Annotated in this window: 18 protein-coding genes; 5 read left to right on the top strand and 13 right to left on the bottom strand. The window is 68.8% G+C overall.

Going from position 1 to position 18,251, the window contains the following annotated elements:
* Positions 1 to 202 precede the first annotated feature (202 nt).
* The 3 genes from ACZ4Z4_RS05190 to ACZ4Z4_RS05180 all read right to left on the bottom strand — a co-directional run bounded on the left by ACZ4Z4_RS05190 (position 203) and on the right by ACZ4Z4_RS05180 (position 3,610).
* Complete coding sequence (locus ACZ4Z4_RS05190) at positions 203 to 1,369, bottom strand: esterase-like activity of phytase family protein (protein WP_468322427.1); 1,167 nt, start codon at positions 1,367 to 1,369, stop codon at positions 203 to 205.
* A 217-nt stretch (positions 1,370 to 1,586) separates the two neighbouring features.
* Positions 1,587 to 2,135, bottom strand: coding sequence for a DUF4262 domain-containing protein (locus ACZ4Z4_RS05185; protein WP_468322425.1), 549 nt, complete (start codon positions 2,133 to 2,135; stop codon positions 1,587 to 1,589).
* 239 nt (positions 2,136 to 2,374) lie between these two features.
* Complete coding sequence (locus tag ACZ4Z4_RS05180) at positions 2,375 to 3,610, bottom strand: MFS transporter (RefSeq protein WP_468322423.1); 1,236 nt, start codon at positions 3,608 to 3,610, stop codon at positions 2,375 to 2,377.
* Positions 3,611 to 4,015: 405 nt separating this feature from the next.
* Between ACZ4Z4_RS05180 and ACZ4Z4_RS05175 the strand changes: the two genes are divergently transcribed.
* Entirely contained in the window at positions 4,016 to 4,210 is a 195-nt protein-coding gene (locus tag ACZ4Z4_RS05175; RefSeq protein WP_468322420.1) for a hypothetical protein, read from the top strand.
* A 101-nt stretch (positions 4,211 to 4,311) separates the two neighbouring features.
* On the opposite strand, the gene ACZ4Z4_RS05170 is transcribed toward ACZ4Z4_RS05175, so the two are convergent.
* The 8 genes from ACZ4Z4_RS05170 to ACZ4Z4_RS05135 form a co-directional block, all read right to left on the bottom strand.
* On the bottom strand, positions 4,312 to 5,583 hold the full coding sequence (locus ACZ4Z4_RS05170; RefSeq protein ID WP_468322418.1) for a sensor histidine kinase: 1,272 nt from the start codon (positions 5,581 to 5,583) through the stop codon (positions 4,312 to 4,314).
* 10 nt (positions 5,584 to 5,593) lie between these two features.
* On the bottom strand, positions 5,594 to 6,343 hold the full coding sequence (gene cseB / locus ACZ4Z4_RS05165) for a two-component system response regulator CseB (RefSeq protein ID WP_468322415.1): 750 nt from the start codon (positions 6,341 to 6,343) through the stop codon (positions 5,594 to 5,596).
* Between the two features lie 103 nt (positions 6,344 to 6,446).
* Positions 6,447 to 7,391: an endonuclease/exonuclease/phosphatase family protein gene (locus tag ACZ4Z4_RS05160; protein WP_468322412.1), complete on the bottom strand. Its 945-nt coding sequence runs from the start codon at positions 7,389 to 7,391 to the stop codon at positions 6,447 to 6,449.
* Between the two features lie 107 nt (positions 7,392 to 7,498).
* Positions 7,499 to 8,395, bottom strand: coding sequence for a D-alanyl-D-alanine carboxypeptidase family protein (locus tag ACZ4Z4_RS05155; protein ID WP_468322409.1), 897 nt, complete (start codon positions 8,393 to 8,395; stop codon positions 7,499 to 7,501).
* Between the two features lie 637 nt (positions 8,396 to 9,032).
* The gene (locus tag ACZ4Z4_RS05150; RefSeq protein ID WP_468322407.1) at positions 9,033 to 10,091 is read right to left on the bottom strand and encodes a DUF6461 domain-containing protein; all 1,059 of its coding nucleotides are present in this window, start codon (positions 10,089 to 10,091) and stop codon (positions 9,033 to 9,035) included.
* Positions 10,092 to 10,268: 177 nt separating this feature from the next.
* Positions 10,269 to 10,703: a hypothetical protein gene (locus ACZ4Z4_RS05145; RefSeq protein WP_468322404.1), complete on the bottom strand. Its 435-nt coding sequence runs from the start codon at positions 10,701 to 10,703 to the stop codon at positions 10,269 to 10,271.
* Entirely contained in the window at positions 10,700 to 11,221 is a 522-nt protein-coding gene (locus ACZ4Z4_RS05140; protein WP_468322401.1) for a hypothetical protein, read from the bottom strand. Before ACZ4Z4_RS05140 ends, ACZ4Z4_RS05145 begins: the two co-directional genes overlap by 4 nt.
* Positions 11,222 to 11,475: 254 nt before the next feature.
* Positions 11,476 to 11,880: a hypothetical protein gene (locus tag ACZ4Z4_RS05135; protein WP_468322398.1), complete on the bottom strand. Its 405-nt coding sequence runs from the start codon at positions 11,878 to 11,880 to the stop codon at positions 11,476 to 11,478.
* A gap of 179 nt (positions 11,881 to 12,059) precedes the next feature.
* Between ACZ4Z4_RS05135 and ACZ4Z4_RS05130 the strand changes: the two genes are divergently transcribed.
* The gene (locus ACZ4Z4_RS05130; protein WP_468322396.1) at positions 12,060 to 12,527 is read left to right on the top strand and encodes a DUF5959 family protein; all 468 of its coding nucleotides are present in this window, start codon (positions 12,060 to 12,062) and stop codon (positions 12,525 to 12,527) included.
* Positions 12,528 to 13,675: 1,148 nt separating this feature from the next.
* Here the strand turns inward: ACZ4Z4_RS05130 and ACZ4Z4_RS05125 are convergent.
* Positions 13,676 to 14,206, bottom strand: a complete 531-nt coding sequence (locus ACZ4Z4_RS05125; protein WP_468322393.1) for a VOC family protein — start codon at positions 14,204 to 14,206, stop codon at positions 13,676 to 13,678.
* Between the two features lie 1,023 nt (positions 14,207 to 15,229).
* On the opposite strand from ACZ4Z4_RS05125, the gene ACZ4Z4_RS05120 reads away from it, so the two are divergent.
* From ACZ4Z4_RS05120 to ACZ4Z4_RS05110, 3 genes are read left to right on the top strand one after another with little or no spacing between them, the layout of a single operon-like run.
* Entirely contained in the window at positions 15,230 to 15,976 is a 747-nt protein-coding gene (locus ACZ4Z4_RS05120; RefSeq protein ID WP_468322389.1) for a MerR family transcriptional regulator, read from the top strand.
* Positions 15,973 to 16,818, top strand: a complete 846-nt coding sequence (locus ACZ4Z4_RS05115; RefSeq protein WP_468322387.1) for a hypothetical protein — start codon at positions 15,973 to 15,975, stop codon at positions 16,816 to 16,818. Before ACZ4Z4_RS05120 ends, ACZ4Z4_RS05115 begins: the two co-directional genes overlap by 4 nt.
* Before the next feature lie 40 nt (positions 16,819 to 16,858).
* Entirely contained in the window at positions 16,859 to 17,029 is a 171-nt protein-coding gene (locus ACZ4Z4_RS05110) for a hypothetical protein (RefSeq protein WP_468322385.1), read from the top strand.
* A gap of 122 nt (positions 17,030 to 17,151) precedes the next feature.
* On the opposite strand, the gene ACZ4Z4_RS05105 is transcribed toward ACZ4Z4_RS05110, so the two are convergent.
* On the bottom strand, positions 17,152 to 17,952 hold the full coding sequence (locus tag ACZ4Z4_RS05105) for a DUF3472 domain-containing protein (RefSeq protein WP_468322383.1): 801 nt from the start codon (positions 17,950 to 17,952) through the stop codon (positions 17,152 to 17,154).
* Positions 17,953 to 18,251 lie beyond the last annotated feature (299 nt).

The following is an 18,251-nucleotide window of genomic DNA, read 5'->3' as shown; positions in this document are numbered from 1 at the left end:
TTACACGGCTCGCGTACCCGGCCGTCTGAACTGGATGCGGTACACAGGCGGTTCGTGCACCGGTTCGGCCGTTAGCAGCTGCGGCAGTCGGCGCTGGCGTATATGCGGGGGGGCGACAACCAGTAGGGTGCCCGAGCCCGAGCTTGCACCCGGGGTGGGCACCCTTCCCCGCACAGAACGGGTGAACTGGTCGGGACGCCGCTCAGCGAATGCCGAGAGCCACGATCTGTGTGACCGCCTCCTTGGCGAAGTTGTCGTCGCTGACGAGGATCAGCAGCCGCTCGCCGGAGGGCAGCTCCGGGCCCCACGTCATGCCCTCGGTGTTGTCGACCGTGGACAGCCCCAGGGTGTCGAAGTCCGCGACGAGCTTCTTGCGCATCGGGGTGACGGACTGCCCGGCCAGCGACTCCATCTGCCGCACGTCGGTGGCTCCGCGGGTGGTGGCGTCGAAGAGGCGGATCTTGTAGCCCGCGCCGGCGACCCAGGTGCGTTCGAGCACGAGGTAGCGGTTGGGCTGGTCGGGGAAGGCGAGGATGGACGGGACACCGGTGTCCGGGCCCCAGGGGCTGTCGGGGTCGTTCTCGGCGAAGATCTTCTCCAGCGGGTAGGCGAACTGTCCGCGCACCCGGCCGTCGCGGTTCTGCTGCGTGACGCGGACGAGCGCGCCGTTGTCGATGTCCGGCTCCGGGCCGTCCTGGAGGAGCGGACCCTCGACCGCGCTGGTCAGCACCTTGCCCTTGGCGCCGAAGGTGATCGCCTCGATCGCCTGGTTCCGGCGCGGTCCGCGCTCCTCCATCGTGATCTCGTAGTTCGCCGGCAGCTTCAGTTGCCCCAGGTGTTCACCGGAGGTGGAGGCGTACTGGATGGACGGCTGGAGGACCGGCGGACCTTCCGTCTTGGGCCGGTCGCCCTCCTGCGCCCACCAGTAGGTGCAGCTGCGGGGGTCGACCCGGATCTCCTCCGGGTCGACGGCCTTGCCGTCGCCCGCGGTCGGCGCCGGGTAGACCGAGCCGTCGGGCTGGAGAAAGGCACGGGTGCCGGTGAAGTCGACGGCGTGCACGCCGTCGGCGTCCACGTCCAGTCTGGCCGTGTAGAAACGGGCGGGCTGGAGGTACGAACGGTCGTCGCTGATGAACACGTACTCGCCGGTGCACGGGTCGCGGTCGACACCGGAGAGGCCGCCGACCGTTGTGTTCTGGAAGGCGAGTTTGTGGGGAACGGTCTTTTCACCGAGCAGGCGGGCCTGGACCGGGCGCCCCAACCCCCGCTCCGAACCGTCCGGTTGGGCGGCGGCGGTAACGGCGGGGGCAAGGGCCGAGGTCAGTAGCAGGGCTACGGCGCACGCGCGGCGCGTCAGAGGAGAGCTCACCAGACGATCATGGCCCGGAACCCAGCAGGGCACAGTCACCCGATCGGGTACGGCTGTCGCACGAGCCGCGCCGAAAGGCCCTGGCTCCGGAAGGCGTTGGCCTGACACGGCACCGCCAGGCGCCTCGCCCGTACGGCTACCTGCCTGTGGCAGTCGATGAGGACGAGCTGGACTGAGAGTTCTCATACGGTGGTCACTGGGAGTTCTCACACGGTGGTCAGAGTTCTGCGGTCCAGACCCCGGCAGGGTGATCAGCGGGCGGCAGCCATAGTTGCGGCTGGGACTCACGGTGCCTCTGGACCGCCTGCTCTTCCCAATGGAAGCACCCTTCCACATCGGGCCACGCAACTTGCAGGACAGGCAGAGGGGGTCGCCGGTAAAACGCGATGGTCCGCCCGAAGAAGGTCCGGTACCAACGCCGGTCCGCGCTCTTGAGAGCGACTGGATAGCCATCCACGACGTCGTGATGTTCCTGGCCGCTCTCCAGGAAGCAGCCAGCAGCAGCCTTGTCGCCGAGGGTGTTGAGCATGCGGTGCATGGCGTGGACGTCGAGCCCGAACATGGCGAGCTCAGGCACACCGTGAGTGTGCGCGAGGCCGATGGTGTACGCGAATCCCGGGCCGACCTCGTCCTCGGGGACCATGACCACATGCCAGCCGTGCTGCTGCACGTGCGAGTTGATCATCAGGTCCATCCGGTCGGCTTCGCCACGGTCGCCGTAGTCATGGCAGAGAACACAGCGGCACTCGAACGGATCCACAGTCATACACGGAGGCTACGAGGCGACCATGCAAGCTGATCGGTCGGGCCCCCGATCGAGCATTGAGAAAGCCCTCCGCGACCGCTCCTCAAGATCTGTGGCAGAGCCTCTATCGGCCCCGTTCCTCTATCGACCCGTTCCTCTATCGACCCGTCGAGGCAACTCCGACCGGCCCCACGTTTCGCTCGGGAGGGCGGTTTGATGTGGCTCCGCTGGGCGGGAGTTGAGCTGTTGTCTCGGGTCGATCAGGTGGTTGACGCCTTTTCGGTAGGTGCAAGCTGCGTGTGCTGAGGGTGCTGGTGGCGTTGTGCCCAGCGGACAGCGGGTGGTGCAGCCAAGCCCGCCAACGCGAACATGGCTCCCGTGACGTACCACCCGGGGCGGCCCCAGGTGATACAGAGTGCGATGAGCAGTCCTGGTCCGAGGGCTTCGGCGAGGCCGGCACCGAGGCCGAACACGCCCAGGTACTGGCCGGTGGCGTGCTGCGGGGCGAGAGCGAAGGAAACCTCGAAGCCCGCGGCGGAGTGCCATAGTTCGCCGATCGTGTGTATCACCACTGCGGTGATGAGCAGGGTTGCGGCGGCCCATGCCGGTATGCCTGCGGACAGTGAGATCAGTGCGCAGGCGATGAGGAAGGCCACGCCTGCCCGGCGGTAGGCGTGTGCGCCGGCGGCGGGGGAATCGATGTTGCGGCTGGCCCGGACTTGGAAGGCGACGACGATGAGGGTGCCGGTGAGCATGGTGGCCGAGATGAGCCAGTGCGGGGCGGTGGTGGCGCCGACGATCCAGAGCGGGATGGCCACGGTGAGGACCTTGAACTGGATGGCCATGATGCCGTCCAGGGCGGTCAGCAGCAGATAGGGGCGGTCTCGCAGGGCGATCCAGCGAGGACCACCGGTGGCGGGGACGGGCGCGACGGGCGGCAGGAGGACCAGGATCGCGGCGGCGACCACGAAGGCGATCGCGTTGCCGATGACCATGAGCTGGTAGGCGGTGAGCGTGCCCGCCTGGACGACCCAGCCTGCCAGTACGGCACCGAGGGAGATGCCGACGTTGGTCACGGCGCGGAGGTAGGCCCGGAACTCCTGCGGCCGGTCGCCGCCGTAGTGCCTGATGAGCGGCGAGCGGGCGGCGATTCCGGCTGCCTTCGCCGCGGCGGCGGCGCAGACGGCGAGGACGAACGGCCAGAAGCTGTCCGCCAGGACGAAGCAGGCCGTGGCCAGCGCCTGGACCACCAAGGTGGCCGCGTAGATGCCGCGTGCTCCGTGCCGGTCGGCCATATGGCCGACCGCGACGCCCAGGGCCAGTGCGAGGAAACCGGCGATGCCGAGCCCGAGCCCCACCTGGCCTGCCGGGAGGTGAACCGCCTCGGTGAAGAACAGCACTCCGGCGGTGAGGTAGAGGCCGCTGCCGACGGTGTAGATGAAGTTCGAGGCCGCGAGGACGCGTTGTGGCCTGGTGTCGGGCATCAGGCGGGGCATGACAGGGCTCCACATCCTCGTCGGGCGGTAAGGGTCCGCTCAGCTTGTTGCACATTACTTGCAAGAGCAAGAGGTTTGCCTCGGCTGGTTGACTCCAGCCGTCTCCCGAGGACTGGAGAGGGCGGCTATCACGCGCCAGCGGCACCCTCCAGGTCACCGAGATGCCCACCGGAGCCAGTACCGGTGGTCGGCGCGAGGACGGATCATCGATGGCTCCCCGTCCTTCATGATCCGCCACCTTTTGTGGGACGGGGGTGGCCAGGGGGGCGGAGGGTGAGGCGGCGGGTGAACCGGCGCTGCACAGGCCATGCACCCTCGGTGCCGCGGCCAGGTCACCCCGCAGCCCCAGCCCCATCCGGCGCCCGCTGAGTCGCGCCGCGCTGCCATGGCCCCTAGACCGGAGTCATGAGCGACAGCAACGACGCACAGACCGAGCGGATCTTCAAACCGGGCGAGATCGTGCCCGAGTCGGGGATCTACGAGTGCGAGTGCGGGCAGCACCACCGGTACAGCACCGATGTCCGCGGTCACCGGTTCCCGCCGCCGCACCGGGAATGCAGCGGCACCGGATGGAAGCTCGCAACGAGGGCGCACGACTGACCTTCGGCCGTCCCGTCTGGGACGCGATGAACGCGCAATTACCCCGCCGAACGCCGAGAAACCCTCTCAGGGCCGCGCACGGGCGGGGTGGGCGCGCAGGATCAGCTGCTGGGGGAGTGGGCTAGTTCAAGAGTGGCGATCGCCCCTCCGTCTGCGGCGTCCGCCCCTTCATCCGCGGCGTTGGCGAAGGTCAGCCGCGCGCCGAGTACCGCTGCCTGGCCGAGCGCGATGGTCAGTCCGAGCCCGTGGCCGCGTCCGCGTTCGGCGGCGCCCGTGCGAAAGCGCTGCGGCCCGTGGTCCAGCAGCTCGGCGGGGAAGCCGGGACCGTGGTCGCGTACGGCGATCCGAGCCCCGGTGACGGTGACCTGGACGGGGGCAGCGCCGTGCCGCTGCGCGTTGGTGATGAGGTTGCTGAGGACGCGTTCCACCCGGCGCGGGTCGGTACGCACGACGTGCGCGTCCCGGACACTCACTTCGTCGACGCCGCCGAGGCGTCGGACCACGTCGGTGACCAGTTCGCCCAAGGGAACCTCGTCGAGCCTGGCGTGCTCGACACCTGCGTCGAGGCGGGAGATCTCCAGGAGGTCCTCGGTCAGGCCGCGCAGCGCGTCCACCTCGGTGCGTACCAGGTCCGCGGCCTCGTCGTGGTCGGGGAGCAGGCCGGCGGCGGTGACGAGGCCCATCAACGGGGTACGCAGTTCATGGGCCACGTCGGCGGTGAAGCGCCGTTCCGACTCCAGCCTCTGCTGGAGAGCGGCGGCCATGACGTCCATGGCCGTGGACATCTCGGTGATCTCGTCACGGGCCCGCCCGCGGTGCCCGATGCGGGCGTCGAGGTCACCGTCGGCGATCCTGCGGGCGGTGCGGGCGCCGTGCCGCAGCCGCCGGTTGATCGGCTCGGTGGCGAGCGCGGCGAGGGGGACGGTGACGGCGAGCGCGGCGAGTACGGCCTTGACGATGCTGCGGTCGAGGAGTTGGAGGCTGCGCACCTCGGCGCTCATGTCGGTGCGTACGACGAGCACCCTGTCGCCGACGGGCACGGCCGCCCACATCCAGTACCAGTTCGGTGGCTTCTCGTCGTACCAGAGGGCGTACTCGCCGCTCCGGCCCAGCCCCGCGAGGTCGCGGGCCAGGGGCCCCGGCACCTCGCCCCGCGTCATGAGGTCGGCAGCGGCGGGCCTTTCGCCGGTACGGGCGTACTCCTGCTCGGCGGCGTGCAGTTGAGTGACAGCCCGGTCGCGCCCCGCCCGCTGCCCGTGGTCTTGCGTGGACTGGTGCACGAGCAGGCCGATGACGGTGGCGACCGCGCAGCAGGCGGCCGCGGTCAGGGCGGCGATCTTCCAGCGCAGGGCGCGGGGGTTGAGGAATCCCATGGGCGCCGTTTCAGGACCGTTCGAGTTTGTAGCCGAAGCCGCGGACGGTCTTGATGCGGTCCGCGCCGATCTTCTTGCGCAGCCGCACCACGCACAGGTCGACGACGCGGGTGTCGCCCTCCCAGCCGTAGTCCCAGACCTCGCGCAGCAGGCGGCGCCGGTCGAGCACGATGCCGGGGTGCTCGGCGAACGTCAGGAGCAGGCGCAGCTCGGTGGGGGTGAGGGGGACAACCGCCCCGGCTCGGCTCACGGTCAGCCCGCGGAGGTCGATGGACAGGTCACCGAAGACGAGCGGGCCGTCCCCGGAACCGCTGTCGGCATGGGCATCGGGTCCGGGTCCGGCACCGGGGCCGGGCCCGGCGGCCCCCGGGTGGAACGTGGCACGACGCAGCAGCACTCGGATTCGGGCGACCATGATGCCGATGTCGACGGGCTTGACCACGTAGTCGTCCGCTCCTGCCTCAAGACCGGACACGACGTCGAGGGCGTCGCCGCGGGCGGACATCATCAAGATGGGTACGAGGCTCTCGTCGCGGATGCGCCGGCACAGGCCGATGCCGTCAAGGCCCGGCAGCATCACGTCCAGGATGAGCAGATCGTGCTGTCCTGCCCGGTACGCCTCAAGGCCCCCGAGGCCGTCCTCGGCGACCGAGACCTCGTACCCGTAGCGTTCGAGGGCCAGTTGAACGGCGCGGCGGATGACCGCGTCATCTTCGACCACGAGCACGCTGACCGTGCTCGGGACGGGGGGTTGGGGCAAGGACTTACCTTCCGAACGTTCCTGGCGACTGACTGATGATCGAAGCGTAGCTACGTGGGGCCCCGCCCCGCGGCAGGCCGCGTGCTGCGTAAGGGCGGCGGCGTCACAGACCGAGAGAGGCCGCGACCGGAAGATGATCACTGCCGGTGGCGGGCAGGGTCCACGAGGAGACCGGAGTGACCCCCTTGACCATGATCTGGTCGAGGCGAACCAAGGGGAACGAGGCGGGCCACGTGAAGCCGAACCCGGCCCCCGCCTCCCGCTGCACCGAACGCAGCTGCCGGGTCAGGGGGTCCAGTGCCGAGTCCTCGGCCGCCCCATTGAAATCACCGACCACGACGACCCGTGCGAGCCGCTCAGCCCGTACGGCATCGGCCAGCTTTCCCGCCGCCTCATTGCGGCGCTCCGTGGTGAATCCGGAGCTCGGCAGGACGCGCACGGAGGCGAGGTGCGCGACGTAGAGGGCGACGGGCCCCTTCGGGGTCTCGATGGTGGCGCGCAGGGCCCGCGTCCAGGGCATGATCTCCACCGGTCGCACGGCCTTGAGCGGGTGCTTGCTCCACAGCCCGACGCCCTCGCGCACCTCGGAGTAGCGGTAGGCGTGCGCCAGTTCGTCCTCGTACGCCGAGAGGGCGGGCCGGGACAGTTCCTCCAGGGCCACGACATCGGCACCCGAGGCGGCCAGCGCCCGCGCGGTCCCGCGCGGATCGCGGTTCCCCTCGTGCACGTTGTGGCTGACCACGACCAAGTCCCCGCCACTGGAACGCTTGTCGAGGAACGTGCCCGCGAACAGCGAGCACCAGGTGACGGCGGGGATCAGCACGGCGGCGGCCGCGAGGGCGGAGCGACGCGCCACGGCGGCCGCCAACAGCGCCACCACACTCAGGCCCGTCCAGGGCAGCACGGTCTGGAGCAGACTGCCGAGGTTCCCGACGTTGTTCGGGATGTGGGTGTTGAGGACCATGAGCAGGGCGCAGAGTACGGCGGCAGCGGCGACGAGCCGACCTCGTCGCCACGTACCTGTGTGCCATGTGCGGGTGCGCCACATACATGTGCGCCATATTCCCGTGCGCCATGTACCCGTGTGCGGTATGTCGACCGGGTCTGCCGTGGGACGACGGGAGTCGGTACTGCTGGTGACGGTGTTCTCGCTCATCAACGACCGCCCCCGTTCTTGTGCCCGTTCCTGTCCCCGTCCCCGGCCCAGCCCTCGCTGTCGCCGTTCGCCGCGAGGGCGGCGGGCAGCCGCTCCTGAAGGGCGTCGAGGAGTCGGCCGCTACCGGCCAGGGCCGCCTGATTTCCCTCGGTCGGGGAGGTGCCCACACGCTGGGAGAGGACGACGCCGTACACGACATGGTGCTTCTTGCCGTCCGGTATCTCGGCCGCCCACATCAGGTTGCCGCCCGCCGGGGTGCTCGATCCGGTCTTCAGACCGATCACCTCGGGCCGCTCCAGCAGCTTGTTGGTGTTCAGCACCGGTTCGTTGTGCCCGGGCAGCTTCGTGCTGCGCAGGGCCACCGTCGCACGCAGTGTCGGGTCCTTCATCGCCTCGCGGGCGAGTGTGAGCTGGTCGGCGGCGGTGGACCGGGTGGTGGTCTCGAAACCGCTGGCGCCGGTGTACGTGGTGTCCGCCATCCCGAGCCGGGCTGCGGCGGCGTTCATCTTCGCCGTGAACTTCTGCTGGCTTCCCGAGTCCCAAAGGGCCAGCAGCCGGGCGACGTTGTTCCCGGACGGCAGCAGCATCAGCTCCAACAGCTTGCGTTGGGAGAGCCTCTGCCCCTGGCGTACGGGGGCGGTGGACTCGCTGAGCGAGTGGGCCTCGGCAGCGGCCTGCTCGTCGACCTTGATCACCGGCCCGTCGTCGCCGTCCTTCAGCGGATGGTCTTTCAAGATCACGTACGCGGTCATCACCTTGGTGAGACTGGCGATGGGCACGGATTGCCGTGCCTGTGCCCCCTCGACGCCGAGGGCCCCGACCTTCTCCACCGCGATGGCCGCCTGTCCCTCCTTGGGCCACGGCAGTTCCAGCCGGTCGGCGACACCCCGTGGCATCGAGGAATGCCGTGCGACAACGCCTCCCCGGCCACTCGCGCCGGTGTCACTCTCGCCGACGAAAGCGAGCAGCCCCCCGGTGCAGCCGACGAGCAGCGCAGCGGTCAGGGCCCACGTCGTACGCCGGCGGCCCCGCGAAGGTCCCCCCAGCACAGTGCGGACAGCACAGTGGGCACGTACGAACACGTCAACCGCCTCCCAAGGCCAGGTACGCGTACACCGGACATCGGGTACGTGCACAGCCTTGGGGAAGGCGGCTTCCGGGCCGTCAGGGCGGAGCTTCCGCTGCCGCGCGGTTGTGTATCAGCCGCGTATCAGCCCTGCGCCGCGTCGATGTTCGCGCTGTCAGTGGGTCGAGGCGATCCTGATCTCGACGACTGTGCCGTCGTCGCTCAGGGCCAGCGGCTCGAAGCCTCAACGGCACACGCCCTCGTGTCCCTCCACGCGGCGGTGGTGGAGAGGATCCGGACATGTGCCGTTGCCCGTCCCACACAGGGCGGAATGTAGAGCGTCCGCCTACGCCGTCACACCGGGGATGCGGACGAGTCTGCTCCCAGCCGGCCCGTCGTGGTGCCCGGTCAGGTCGGGCGGCCATCCCTCGCGGGCCGACTGCCCGGGTCGCATGGTGCACCAGTTGTCATGCTGTGCGCTGTGCTGCGTTGTGGAGGTGTTGCACCATCGAGAACTCACGGACCCGCGCACCGTCCCCGGTCATCGCCGAGACAAGGTCGCTGAGGACGTCCGGCAGGTGGCTGGCCGGGGTGGGCAGGTTGGCGGCGACGCACTCGGCGAGGGCGTTGAAGACGATGGCCTGGCGGAAGACCAGATGTGATGGACGCTCCCACTCGACTTCGACGTCCTCAGGCTCCTTGTCCAGCATCGCGAACGCCCGCTGGAGCGCCTGGTCGTGGGCGGCCGCGAGGTCCTCGCGCAGCCGCTCGCGCGCCGCGGCCGGGAGGGCGTCCACGGTGAGGGCGGCCAGGGTCAGAGGATGCTCGCGCAGGTCGGCGTGGGCCAGGGCCAGGTCCAGGGCGTGGCGGCGCATCCGCCCCAGCATGGCGGGCCCCAGAGCTGCCAGGTAGGTGAGGAAGGGCTCCCGCTTCAGCAGGGGGGAGTGGATGAGCTCCTGCCCGAGCAGGTAGTCAGGCACCGGGGTGATCTGTACGGCGCGGTGCGCGCCCTGTACCCACGCCTGATCGAACCGTGCGCCCGTGGCGCGTTCGACGGCTGCCAGGCTCGCTCCGCAGCCGCGCCTGCCTTCCAGGTCAAGGTCGTGCAGCAGAGGCCGCCAGGCGCCGGGGCGCGCACCGTGGGCGTTCTCGGGATCGAGCGTGTCGAAGGAGGAGGAGATCAGGCCGTTCTCGGCCAGGCTCAGGCGGCAGGCCATGTTGACATTCCAGTAGGCACTGGCTGTACGGCCAAGGCGGGACAGCGGGCGCAGCACTTCCTCGCGCGCACCTTGATAGTCGTTGTGTTCAACGACGACGACTGCCGGTCCTGACCGGGAGACCAGGATTAAGCCCCCGTCGTAGTACTCGCCCAAGTCCTCAAGGCTCAGGGGGCGGGTTCGTCCGGGGTCACCGCCGAAGAGGCGGATCACGGCGTCCTCGTCGGCGCCGTGCACGGCCGTGAACGTGGCCGCCTCCTCCAAGTGCATGTCAGTGAGAAACTCGTCGAGACGCTGGGGTGAGGTCATAGGGGGATTGTTGCCGCTCCCACTGACAACTGGGCCCGGCCGGGCGCACCGTGTCCGCTCCACTCGTCGACGGCGGGGTGCTGTGACGGAGCACCGTAGTTCGCGAGTCTCGCAAGCCGAATCCGCGAGCGCGTAGTCATGTGGGACGGCCTCGTAGACGGAATATGGGAGATCAGGTCACCACCTGGCACGCAGCACGCCGTCACTGTCGGGCAGAGCAGCGTGGAGCAGTGGGTGGCGTTCGTCGACGGCCAGAGGCAGGAAGCAAGCCGCCCTCGCGCCTGCCGCCCAAGTGGTGAGCTGTTGGTGGCGGGTCTCGTCGACGGTCACGTGGTGGAGCGTTCCGTCCTTTGCCTCCCACACGAAGTCCACGGATTCGTCCTCGGGCAGCGTGGCCAGGACCGCATCGACATCAGGGGTGAGGTCGGGCCAGACGGTCAGGAGCGCACGTGGGCCGAGCACGGCGCGGACGGCATCGAGGTTGGTCTCGGTGAGACGGTGCCAGCGGGTGGCATTGCGCAGGTAGGTCTCCTCCAGGAGGAGACCTACCTGCGGTGGGGCCAGTTCGGCGCGTACTCGTTCCCAGAACTCCTCGTCCGCGGCCTGGATCACCTCTGGTTCCTCAAGATCTGCGGCGTACGGCGACGCTGTGATCGGCTCCGCGAACAGGCCCAGCTCGCGGGTCCGGGCAACGGCTGATGCACAGGGCTGTCGCTGCCGACGTACAGGTACTGGTCCCACCCGACGTGCACGGTGAAGGTGTCCTGCTGCTCCAGCCGGCACCAGGCGCCCTGGTCACGGAGCATGGCCCGGACCAGTTCCAGCGCGACCGGCACGGAGACTTCGGCACCGTCGTAGTAGCCGGTGAGATCGGGCGGGAACAGCCCGGCCAGGCCGTGGCCCTCGACGGGCGCCTCCAGACCGAAGTTGACGAAGCCCGTGACCTCCGGTTCACGGATCTCCAGCCGGTTGATGCCCGACTCCTGCGCGAAGGCGGCGACCGCCTCCAAGTACGCCGCTTCGACCGGCCCGTGGTCGCTCACCGTGTCCTCAGCACCGTGGTAGTGCCCGCGCTCATCGCGGTCGGCGGGGTCGTACTTGGTTATCCGGTGGACGAAGGACGGCGGCACGCTGCTCCCTGGACTGTGGGAAGGGGATGTCAGCGTAGTGCGTGACGACGGCTTGCCGGGTTCCTGCCGCACCCCTGTACCGTCAACCCTCTCGTCGCCACGTACCGCTATCCGTTGCTGTGCTGTGTGGCGGGGGCGCCGGATGGACTCGGTTGAGCTGCGAGGGGACGGTCGTAAGACAGCAAGACCCCGGCCCAGGGGCGCGCGCCCGACCGGGGCCTGCCGCACAGCACCGCCCGGCATACCTGATGTCCTCACACGCCGCCCGCGCCGACCGGCCGGCGGCCCAGGCGGCGCTGAGCGGGATAGAAGTCACCGAGGCGCATGTCGTCCACGTATCCGGCTTCCAACGGCGAGAAGCGCCCGGCGGTTGCGGTGTAACGGGAGCTTTCCAGGTGCAGGTCGTGTACCCCGCTGATGAGGCACGTCATGCCCTCGGCGAAGCGGCTGATGCCCTCGCGGTCAGCGGTCGGCAGTCCGAGGTGCTTTGTGGTCCACGTCAGTTCCTCCCGGGCATCGAGGAACCGCTGTACCGCCTCGTCGTTCAGGCGCTGCGTGTGGCGCAGCGCCGTGGGTTCCGCTGCTGCCCGGAAGTACACGTGCGTGATGGGGACGTCTTCGCTGGTGGGGAGAGTCGTGCGACTCTCGTAGAACAGCACAGGTCTCCCTCTGATTCGGATCCCCCCCCCGCAGACATCGGTTGCGACTGATCTGCATCACGCCCGGCCACTCATCAGCCAGATACCAGCCTGCGCAGAAAGCTTCTCAGCACACAACCAATACCCGTTACCGAAACGCTGCTCCGCGGGAGACGGCCGCGGAGCAGGAGAGGACGACCATGACAGGCCCCGGACCCAGTGCGGATAGCACCACCGGCGACGCCACTTCCTTCCCCAGGGACCTCATCCTCTTCGCCGACGAAGAGGGCAACAGCATCCGCGTCACCGTCCTCGGAACGTACCCGGGGCAATCGCACATGCGCTCGGCAGAGATCGTCGTCGAGACGCACTTCGTCCGTGGCCGCCTGCAGTTCGCCCTGTGGCCGTCGAGGCTGCTGCAGTGGGGGCGCGTCTTGGATCGGCTCGAAGCCGGTGAGGACGCCGCGTGGATGAGCGCCGAACGCGGACCCACGCTCTCCCTGCGGCTCCGGGGCGAGCGCGGCTGTCCTGAGGTGATCGTCGAGGACGTCACCACGTCCATGGTCACGGTCCGGGTTCCCGTCGACCTGCCGGACGACTGGCTCGCACACCACCGGGGGATGCTGGCGGAAACTGCTCGCCTCATGGGGTGCGAGCACCCTGCCTGAACGGACTGTTCCGGAGGGCGTTTCCACGACCGGGGGTGGCAGAGTCCGCTGCGGCAAGCTGAAAGACATGTTCCGCTCGGTAGCTTCCCTTCGCGTCCGCCGCGGTGACATCAGCCAGAGCCACAGCGGCCGGGGTGGGGAGGAGTGTGGCGGTGTCGAGCAGGGCAGCGCCGACGCTGTCGGGGTGGCCGAAGGTGCGGTGCGGGGGGCGTCGCGGGTCAGACGCCGGAAGGCCGAGTCAATCCCGCTGCCGCTCGCTGAAGCGGCACGTTCAGGCGCGCCGTGGTGAGGCCGCCGCCTAGTCGGGTGCGTAGCCCGGGCCGCCAAGAGTTGGCGGCCGAGCCCCAGGCAGTTTTCGAGCTCACATATGGAGGCGTCGAGGTCGTCAAATGGGTCCCCGGCACCCATGCGGTGGTCAGGGAGCCTGCTCCGCAGGGTCGCACCGGGCCTGTGCACGCTCGTAGACCGCTCCCGCCATCACGTATACGAGCGGTCCGCCGGGCCGTGAGGTGCGTCGGGCCGTCGTTCGAGCACGGGATCGGTTGTGTCGGCCATGTGAGCGATGCCAGATCGCGGGTATGACGGGACATTGATGATGGGCTGCCGTCCAGCCCTCGTCCCGGCCACGTGACATGACCCGTGGTCGCACGAGTTCGTAGGCGAGTGAGGTGTACTACATGCACGAGGCAATGCAGCGACGGCGAGTGGAGCCGGTCATCCGCCCGGTTGCAGCGGGGCCCAAGCCGCAATGGCAAGGCCTGTTCCTGGCGCCCGACTACGGTGATGCCCCTGTACACGACGTGGAGGGGCTGGAGCCGAGGCGGCCCAAAGTCCCTCGTCGCCGCCGTGGCGTTCGCCGCGCGCACTGACTGGCCACCAGGCGCCCATCTTGCGACGGGCTCTCGGCCTAGTACATCGCGCGCCCGGTGCCTGGTTGCCCGCTTTGGCGGGTGGAGGGGTACGGACCACGGCGCAGCCCGGCGTGAGCGCGAAGAGCCTCGTAACGCTGTTCCGGAGCGACATGCCGAGTAGCGCGGAGTTCCCTCCGCTTCAGCGAGCTGCGTGCGCATGCGTTGCTCGTGGGCTCTCTGGCGCTCAGCCTGCTCTGCGGCGGGTGGTCCCGGTTCAAAGCCAAGCTGGAGGAGCGGTCAGCGCCAGCGGTTGTTGCTGGTGTGGTCGCCGGCGAGCCAGCGGGAGAGGTCCTCGTGTGCTGTGGCTCGCCGCTCGGCGTCGATCTTTTCCACCTCGGGGTGGTCGACAGCGAACTCCAGTATCAGCCCGTTGGGATCCGTGATGTACAGCGAGACGCAGTATCCGTGGTCGATTACATGGGCGTTCGTCTCCGCGTGGCCGGCCGCGGTGACGCGCTCGCGTATGGCTTCCTGGGCCTCCGCTTCGACCTTGAAGGCGATGTGGCGCACGGGGGTGGAATTGATGGCGGTCTTGAACTCCTCCTGGTCCTTGGGGTTCGCGAACTGGAAGAAGGCGAGCGCACTGCCGTCGGCCAGGCCGTAGAGGGTGTGACTGTAGACGCGCTCGGTTCCTAACAGCACCTCGCGCTCGGTCCATGTGGCGATCAGGGGCAGGCCGATCACATCCTCGTAGAAGCGTCGGTTGGCTTCCTGGTCGTCGGTGATCCAGGCGTGGTGGTGGAGGCGGAGCGGCAGGGTCTCGCTCATGTCAACTCATCTCCCGTGACGGATTGGGGATGGGGATGTTGGGCGGGCTGGTGACCGGGTGGTCGTCGGCCTAGTGGTCAGCATGCCGGTCGATTCGGTTGAACGCTAAAGCAATTCGGGCCATTGTGCGCACACCGGGGGAGCGGGTAGTCCGTCGGCCAGCCGACGGGGCTCGCATCGGGCGGCCGGTTTGCGCCGGGTGGCGCGTGCTGCATCCGCGCCTGTGCACTCCGAAGTGGCGCCCCGGCGGAACTGACCGTCCAACTGTTCACATCGGCCGGGATCAGAGAGCGCCGACGAAGTTGAAGCGCCGTCCGGTCTCCTGGGGTCTGGCTGACAAAGATCACCGAGCGTGTGCGTGCTCGGTCCAATTGCCTTGCCGTCGTGGCACCGGCCAGTGATTCTGGGCAGGTGCCAGGACAGGGGAAAAGAAGGCGGCAAGAGGGCGCACGGCGGCGGCTTGCTGCTAGCACCGCGCCGGACGCGGGGCAGTGGGAAGTGATCGTTGAGACTCGGGACCAGGCGGAGATGCGTACGCGGTTGCGTCACCTTCGGGAAGCAGGCATCGAGGAGTCAATCATTCGGATCGACACGCTGTGCGGGCGTCTCGCGCTGCCGACCACCTACCGGCTGAGCCGTTTCGTAACGGCCCCCGCACGGATGCGGCGTGGGAGCAAATAGAGCCCGTGTTGCTCAGGCGGATGGACGTGCCTGCGGGGTAACGGCGGTAGGTGAACCGGTAGTTCAGCGGTGTGTTCAGGGCTAAGCCGATGTCGTCTGCGCAGGGCATAAGAAGCGTTCACCTCGAACAGCTCCTCACCGGCAGAAGCCGACACACCCGCCGAGCACATGGGCTCGATCTCCAGAGCACAACTTCCGGCCACGGCGGCCCGGTTCCGTCGTTAGTAGGAGCGGTTGACGCTGGCCAGATACGTGCGCTGGCGAGGGCGTACCACTCCGGTGTGCAGGCCCCCTTGCATCAGCGCTTGACCTTGACGCAACGGCAGGGTTTCTACTGGCGGCATGCGAATCGGAGAGATCGCCGCGATCGTGGGGCTCACCACCCGGGCGATTCGGCACTACCACCATGTCGGGCTGCTTCCGGAACCGGAGCGGCGCGCCAACGGCTACCGGGCCTACAGCGTCCGCGACGCCGTCCTGCTCGCCAGGCTGCGCAGGCTCACCGAACTCGGCCTCAGCCTAGATGAAGTGCGCGACGTCCTCGCCAACGATGCCGGGCGCGAACTGACCGAGATATTGGAAGAACTCGACGCCGACCTGGCCCGGCAGGAAGCCGACATCAGGGAGCGCCGCTGCCGGATCGGCGCCCTGCTCGCCGAGCCGCCCGGCGCGACCGGGCCCGTCTCACCCGCCCTCGCCGCACTGCTGGCACAAGCCCCCCGAACAGACCCCCCGACAGACTCGCCGAGCGCGGCCAAGGACCGCGAGTACGCCGCGTTGCTGGACGCCACCAGCACCGCTGACCCAGAGATGCTCGGGCTGCTCGGGGCGGTGGTCGCCGATCCCGCGATGATCCAACTGTATGAGCGCCTCGATGCTCTCGCCGAAGCCCCCACCAACGATCCGCGGATCGCACCTCTGGCAGCCGACCTGATGGCAGCCGTACCCGCGGAGTTGTTCGCCGCGATCCCTGAGGACGGGGTGGTCGTGACCGGGTTCAAGGAGGCGCTGCTCGCCGAGTACACCCCCGCGCAAGCGGAGGTCGTCAGCCGGCTCATGGAGGCCTTCGTCGGAAGGGGCCGGGGATGAGCGGCCGACCAAGGGGTGTACGGGCGGCGCGGGGTGCGGTGGCCGCCGTGCTGCCGGGAGAACTGGCCCTGGCAGCCTGCCTGGTGGCCGGGGTCCGGCCTCCCGGGTGGGTGCTGGCGGGCGCCGAGGCGCTGGTGCTCGTGGTGTTGCTGTGGGAGGCATGGGTGCTGCACTCGCTGTACGTTGCCGCGCGCGCCCACGGCGCGGACCGCCGGGCGGCACGGCGGTCCGCCGTACAGGAGGCGGTGCCGGTGCCGATGACGGTCCGCCGCTTGGTCCTCCACGAACTGCGCGCCCTCGCCTCCCTCGGGCAGTGGGCCCGGCGCGGCACGCACGGGGTACGCCCCGGGGACCACGCTGCCGCGTACACCGGACCCCAGACCGCGACGATGTACGGGCTGCTCTTCGTGATGGGTGTCGAGACGGTAGTTCTGGCCTTGCTCGTCCCTTGGCCGGTGGTCCACGGGGTGCTCCTGGTACTCGACCTGTATGGCCTCGTCCTCGTGCTGGCCCTGCACGCAGCCTGCGTCACCCGGCCGCACGTCGTGCGCCCCGACGGCTCTCTGCGGATCCGCTACGGAGCGCTCTTCGACCTCGCCGTACCACCGGACGCGGTGGCCTCGGTCCGGGTCGACCGGCGCTATCCCTCAGGCAGCCTGATCACCCTCTCCAAGGACGGGGCCCTCGACCTGATTGTGGGCAGCCAGACCTCGGTGACTCTGGAGCTGAACCGGCCACTCCCCTTCACCCGCCCGCTCGGTGCAACGGAAGAGGCCCACACCATCCGCTTCCACGCAGACGACCCGCGCGCTCTGGTCAGCGCACTCCGTCAGCCCGCCTGAGCACACAGAGCGGTACCTGTAGATTGCTGGCGGGGTGCCCATGGACCGTGACTGGGACGACGACCGGGTCTATCAGGAGGCCGTCGACCGGGCGGAGCGCCTGACTGGGGTGGCCTGGCGCATCATCGGGTGGGTGACTGGACTGGCCGCTCTTGCGGTCGTTGTCGTGCTTCTACTCGTGCTCATACTGCTGGTCGGCCTCATCGTGTAGAGGCGGCGGCACAGCCGCTTCCGAGCGGTGCGTACGCCCAGCCTCGCCCCTGTTCTCGCGCTAGCGCTCGCCGCCCGCACGCCGACGTTCTCTCTACGTGGTCAAGCGCCGCTACGCCGGGCTCAGCCCGATGCGGCGCGTGAGCGGACGGTGTAGCTTCCGGGTTCCGGGGCTGTCACGGTGTAGTACGGCACGTTGGCGCAGGTGTAGATGTCGTTGCCCGGGACGTTTGTCGGCTCGTGTGTGTAAGTCTTGAACGTCACGGGCTTCTGGTCGACCTTGACGTCGGTGTAGGAGACGTTCACCGCGGGGATGTCGGCGCAGGTCCTGACGCCTCCGTACTTCTCGATGAACGCGTCGGCGTAGTTCTGGAAGCCGGGGAAATCGCGCGCCACGCGCCAGGCTCCGATCGTGCGTTCCGCGCCGGTGGCGACGTCCTTGATGGTGCCCGTGTAGGTCACTCCGGCGACGCTGCTCGCCTTCCTGGTCGTGATCGTGTAGGAGCGGCCCGGCGCGTAGTCCAAGTCGTCGATACCGCAGGTGACGCCCTGTCCGCCGTCGGCGCCTCCGCCGCAGTTGGGGTGGACAGGTGTGGCGCCGTCGCCGAAGAAGGAGAACCTGACCCCGGCCTTCCTGTTCGGGTGGGGCTGGATGCCCGAGTAGTAGCCGGTGTCTGCGTTACCAAACAGGTAGTGCGCGTAGTAGATGAAGTCGGTGGCCAGTGGGGTGTCGACCTTGACGGTGTAGCGGTACTCGGCGAAGTTCCCTGGCAGGTCGTAATTGAAGTTGATGAAGTGCTGCGGGTTACTGGCCGGAATGGAGCCCGGGTCGTCGGCGTGTGCGATGCCCTGCGGGAGAAGCAGCGCGGCCATCGCCGCGGCCGTCGCTGCCCGCCGGGTGTTTCGGGGGAGGTGACTGTGCATGGTGGTCCTTCCGTTCTCGCCAGGAACTGCCATCTGGGTCATCTGGGTCATCTGGATCATCGAAAGAGCCTCTTGATCAGCTGAGCCAAACCACCCTCTCCGTGGGCGCAAGGGGCGCAAGTACGGCCGGCCTTCGACGTACTACGCCTCGACTGCGCTCTTGCAAGCAGGCCGGGACCTGTTGCTGCCGCGGGCAGGTGTACGACCCTTCGGTGCCATATGCCTGGTCGTCGGCGTGCGTCGTCTCGCAGACGTACAGCACGGTGACGGGCAGGGGCGGCGGTGGTGCGCCCCGTAAT

The sequence above is a fragment of the Streptomyces sp. NPDC030245 genome, from assembly GCF_055572995.1.
The sequence above is the reverse complement of the archived record's forward strand: the minus strand, read 5'-3'. Positions and strand labels throughout refer to the sequence as shown.

Bases quoted from the DNA above. Each gene is read 5' to 3' on its own strand.
- ACZ4Z4_RS05125 (WP_468322393.1), bottom strand. From the start codon at position 14,206: ATGAGCGAGACCCTGCCGCTCCGCCTCCACCACCACGCCTGGATCACC.
- ACZ4Z4_RS05155 (WP_468322409.1), bottom strand. From the start codon at position 8,395: ATGCCACGGGGTGTCGCCGACCGGCTGGAACTGCCGTGGCCCAAGGAG.
- ACZ4Z4_RS05160 (WP_468322412.1), bottom strand. From the start codon at position 7,391: ATGTGGCGCACCCGCACATGGCACACAGGTACGTGGCGACGAGGTCGG.
- ACZ4Z4_RS05150 (WP_468322407.1), bottom strand. From the start codon at position 10,091: ATGACCTCACCCCAGCGTCTCGACGAGTTTCTCACTGACATGCACTTG.
- ACZ4Z4_RS05130 (WP_468322396.1), top strand. From the start codon at position 12,060: ATGACAGGCCCCGGACCCAGTGCGGATAGCACCACCGGCGACGCCACT.
- ACZ4Z4_RS05180 (WP_468322423.1), bottom strand. From the start codon at position 3,610: ATGCCCCGCCTGATGCCCGACACCAGGCCACAACGCGTCCTCGCGGCC.
- ACZ4Z4_RS05105 (WP_468322383.1), bottom strand. From the start codon at position 17,952: ATGCACAGTCACCTCCCCCGAAACACCCGGCGGGCAGCGACGGCCGCG.
- ACZ4Z4_RS05185 (WP_468322425.1), bottom strand. From the start codon at position 2,135: ATGACTGTGGATCCGTTCGAGTGCCGCTGTGTTCTCTGCCATGACTAC.
- ACZ4Z4_RS05115 (WP_468322387.1), top strand. From the start codon at position 15,973: ATGAGCGGCCGACCAAGGGGTGTACGGGCGGCGCGGGGTGCGGTGGCC.
- ACZ4Z4_RS05170 (WP_468322418.1), bottom strand. From the start codon at position 5,583: ATGGGATTCCTCAACCCCCGCGCCCTGCGCTGGAAGATCGCCGCCCTG.
- ACZ4Z4_RS05175 (WP_468322420.1), top strand. From the start codon at position 4,016: ATGAGCGACAGCAACGACGCACAGACCGAGCGGATCTTCAAACCGGGC.
- ACZ4Z4_RS05120 (WP_468322389.1), top strand. From the start codon at position 15,230: ATGCGAATCGGAGAGATCGCCGCGATCGTGGGGCTCACCACCCGGGCG.
- ACZ4Z4_RS05110 (WP_468322385.1), top strand. From the start codon at position 16,859: ATGGACCGTGACTGGGACGACGACCGGGTCTATCAGGAGGCCGTCGAC.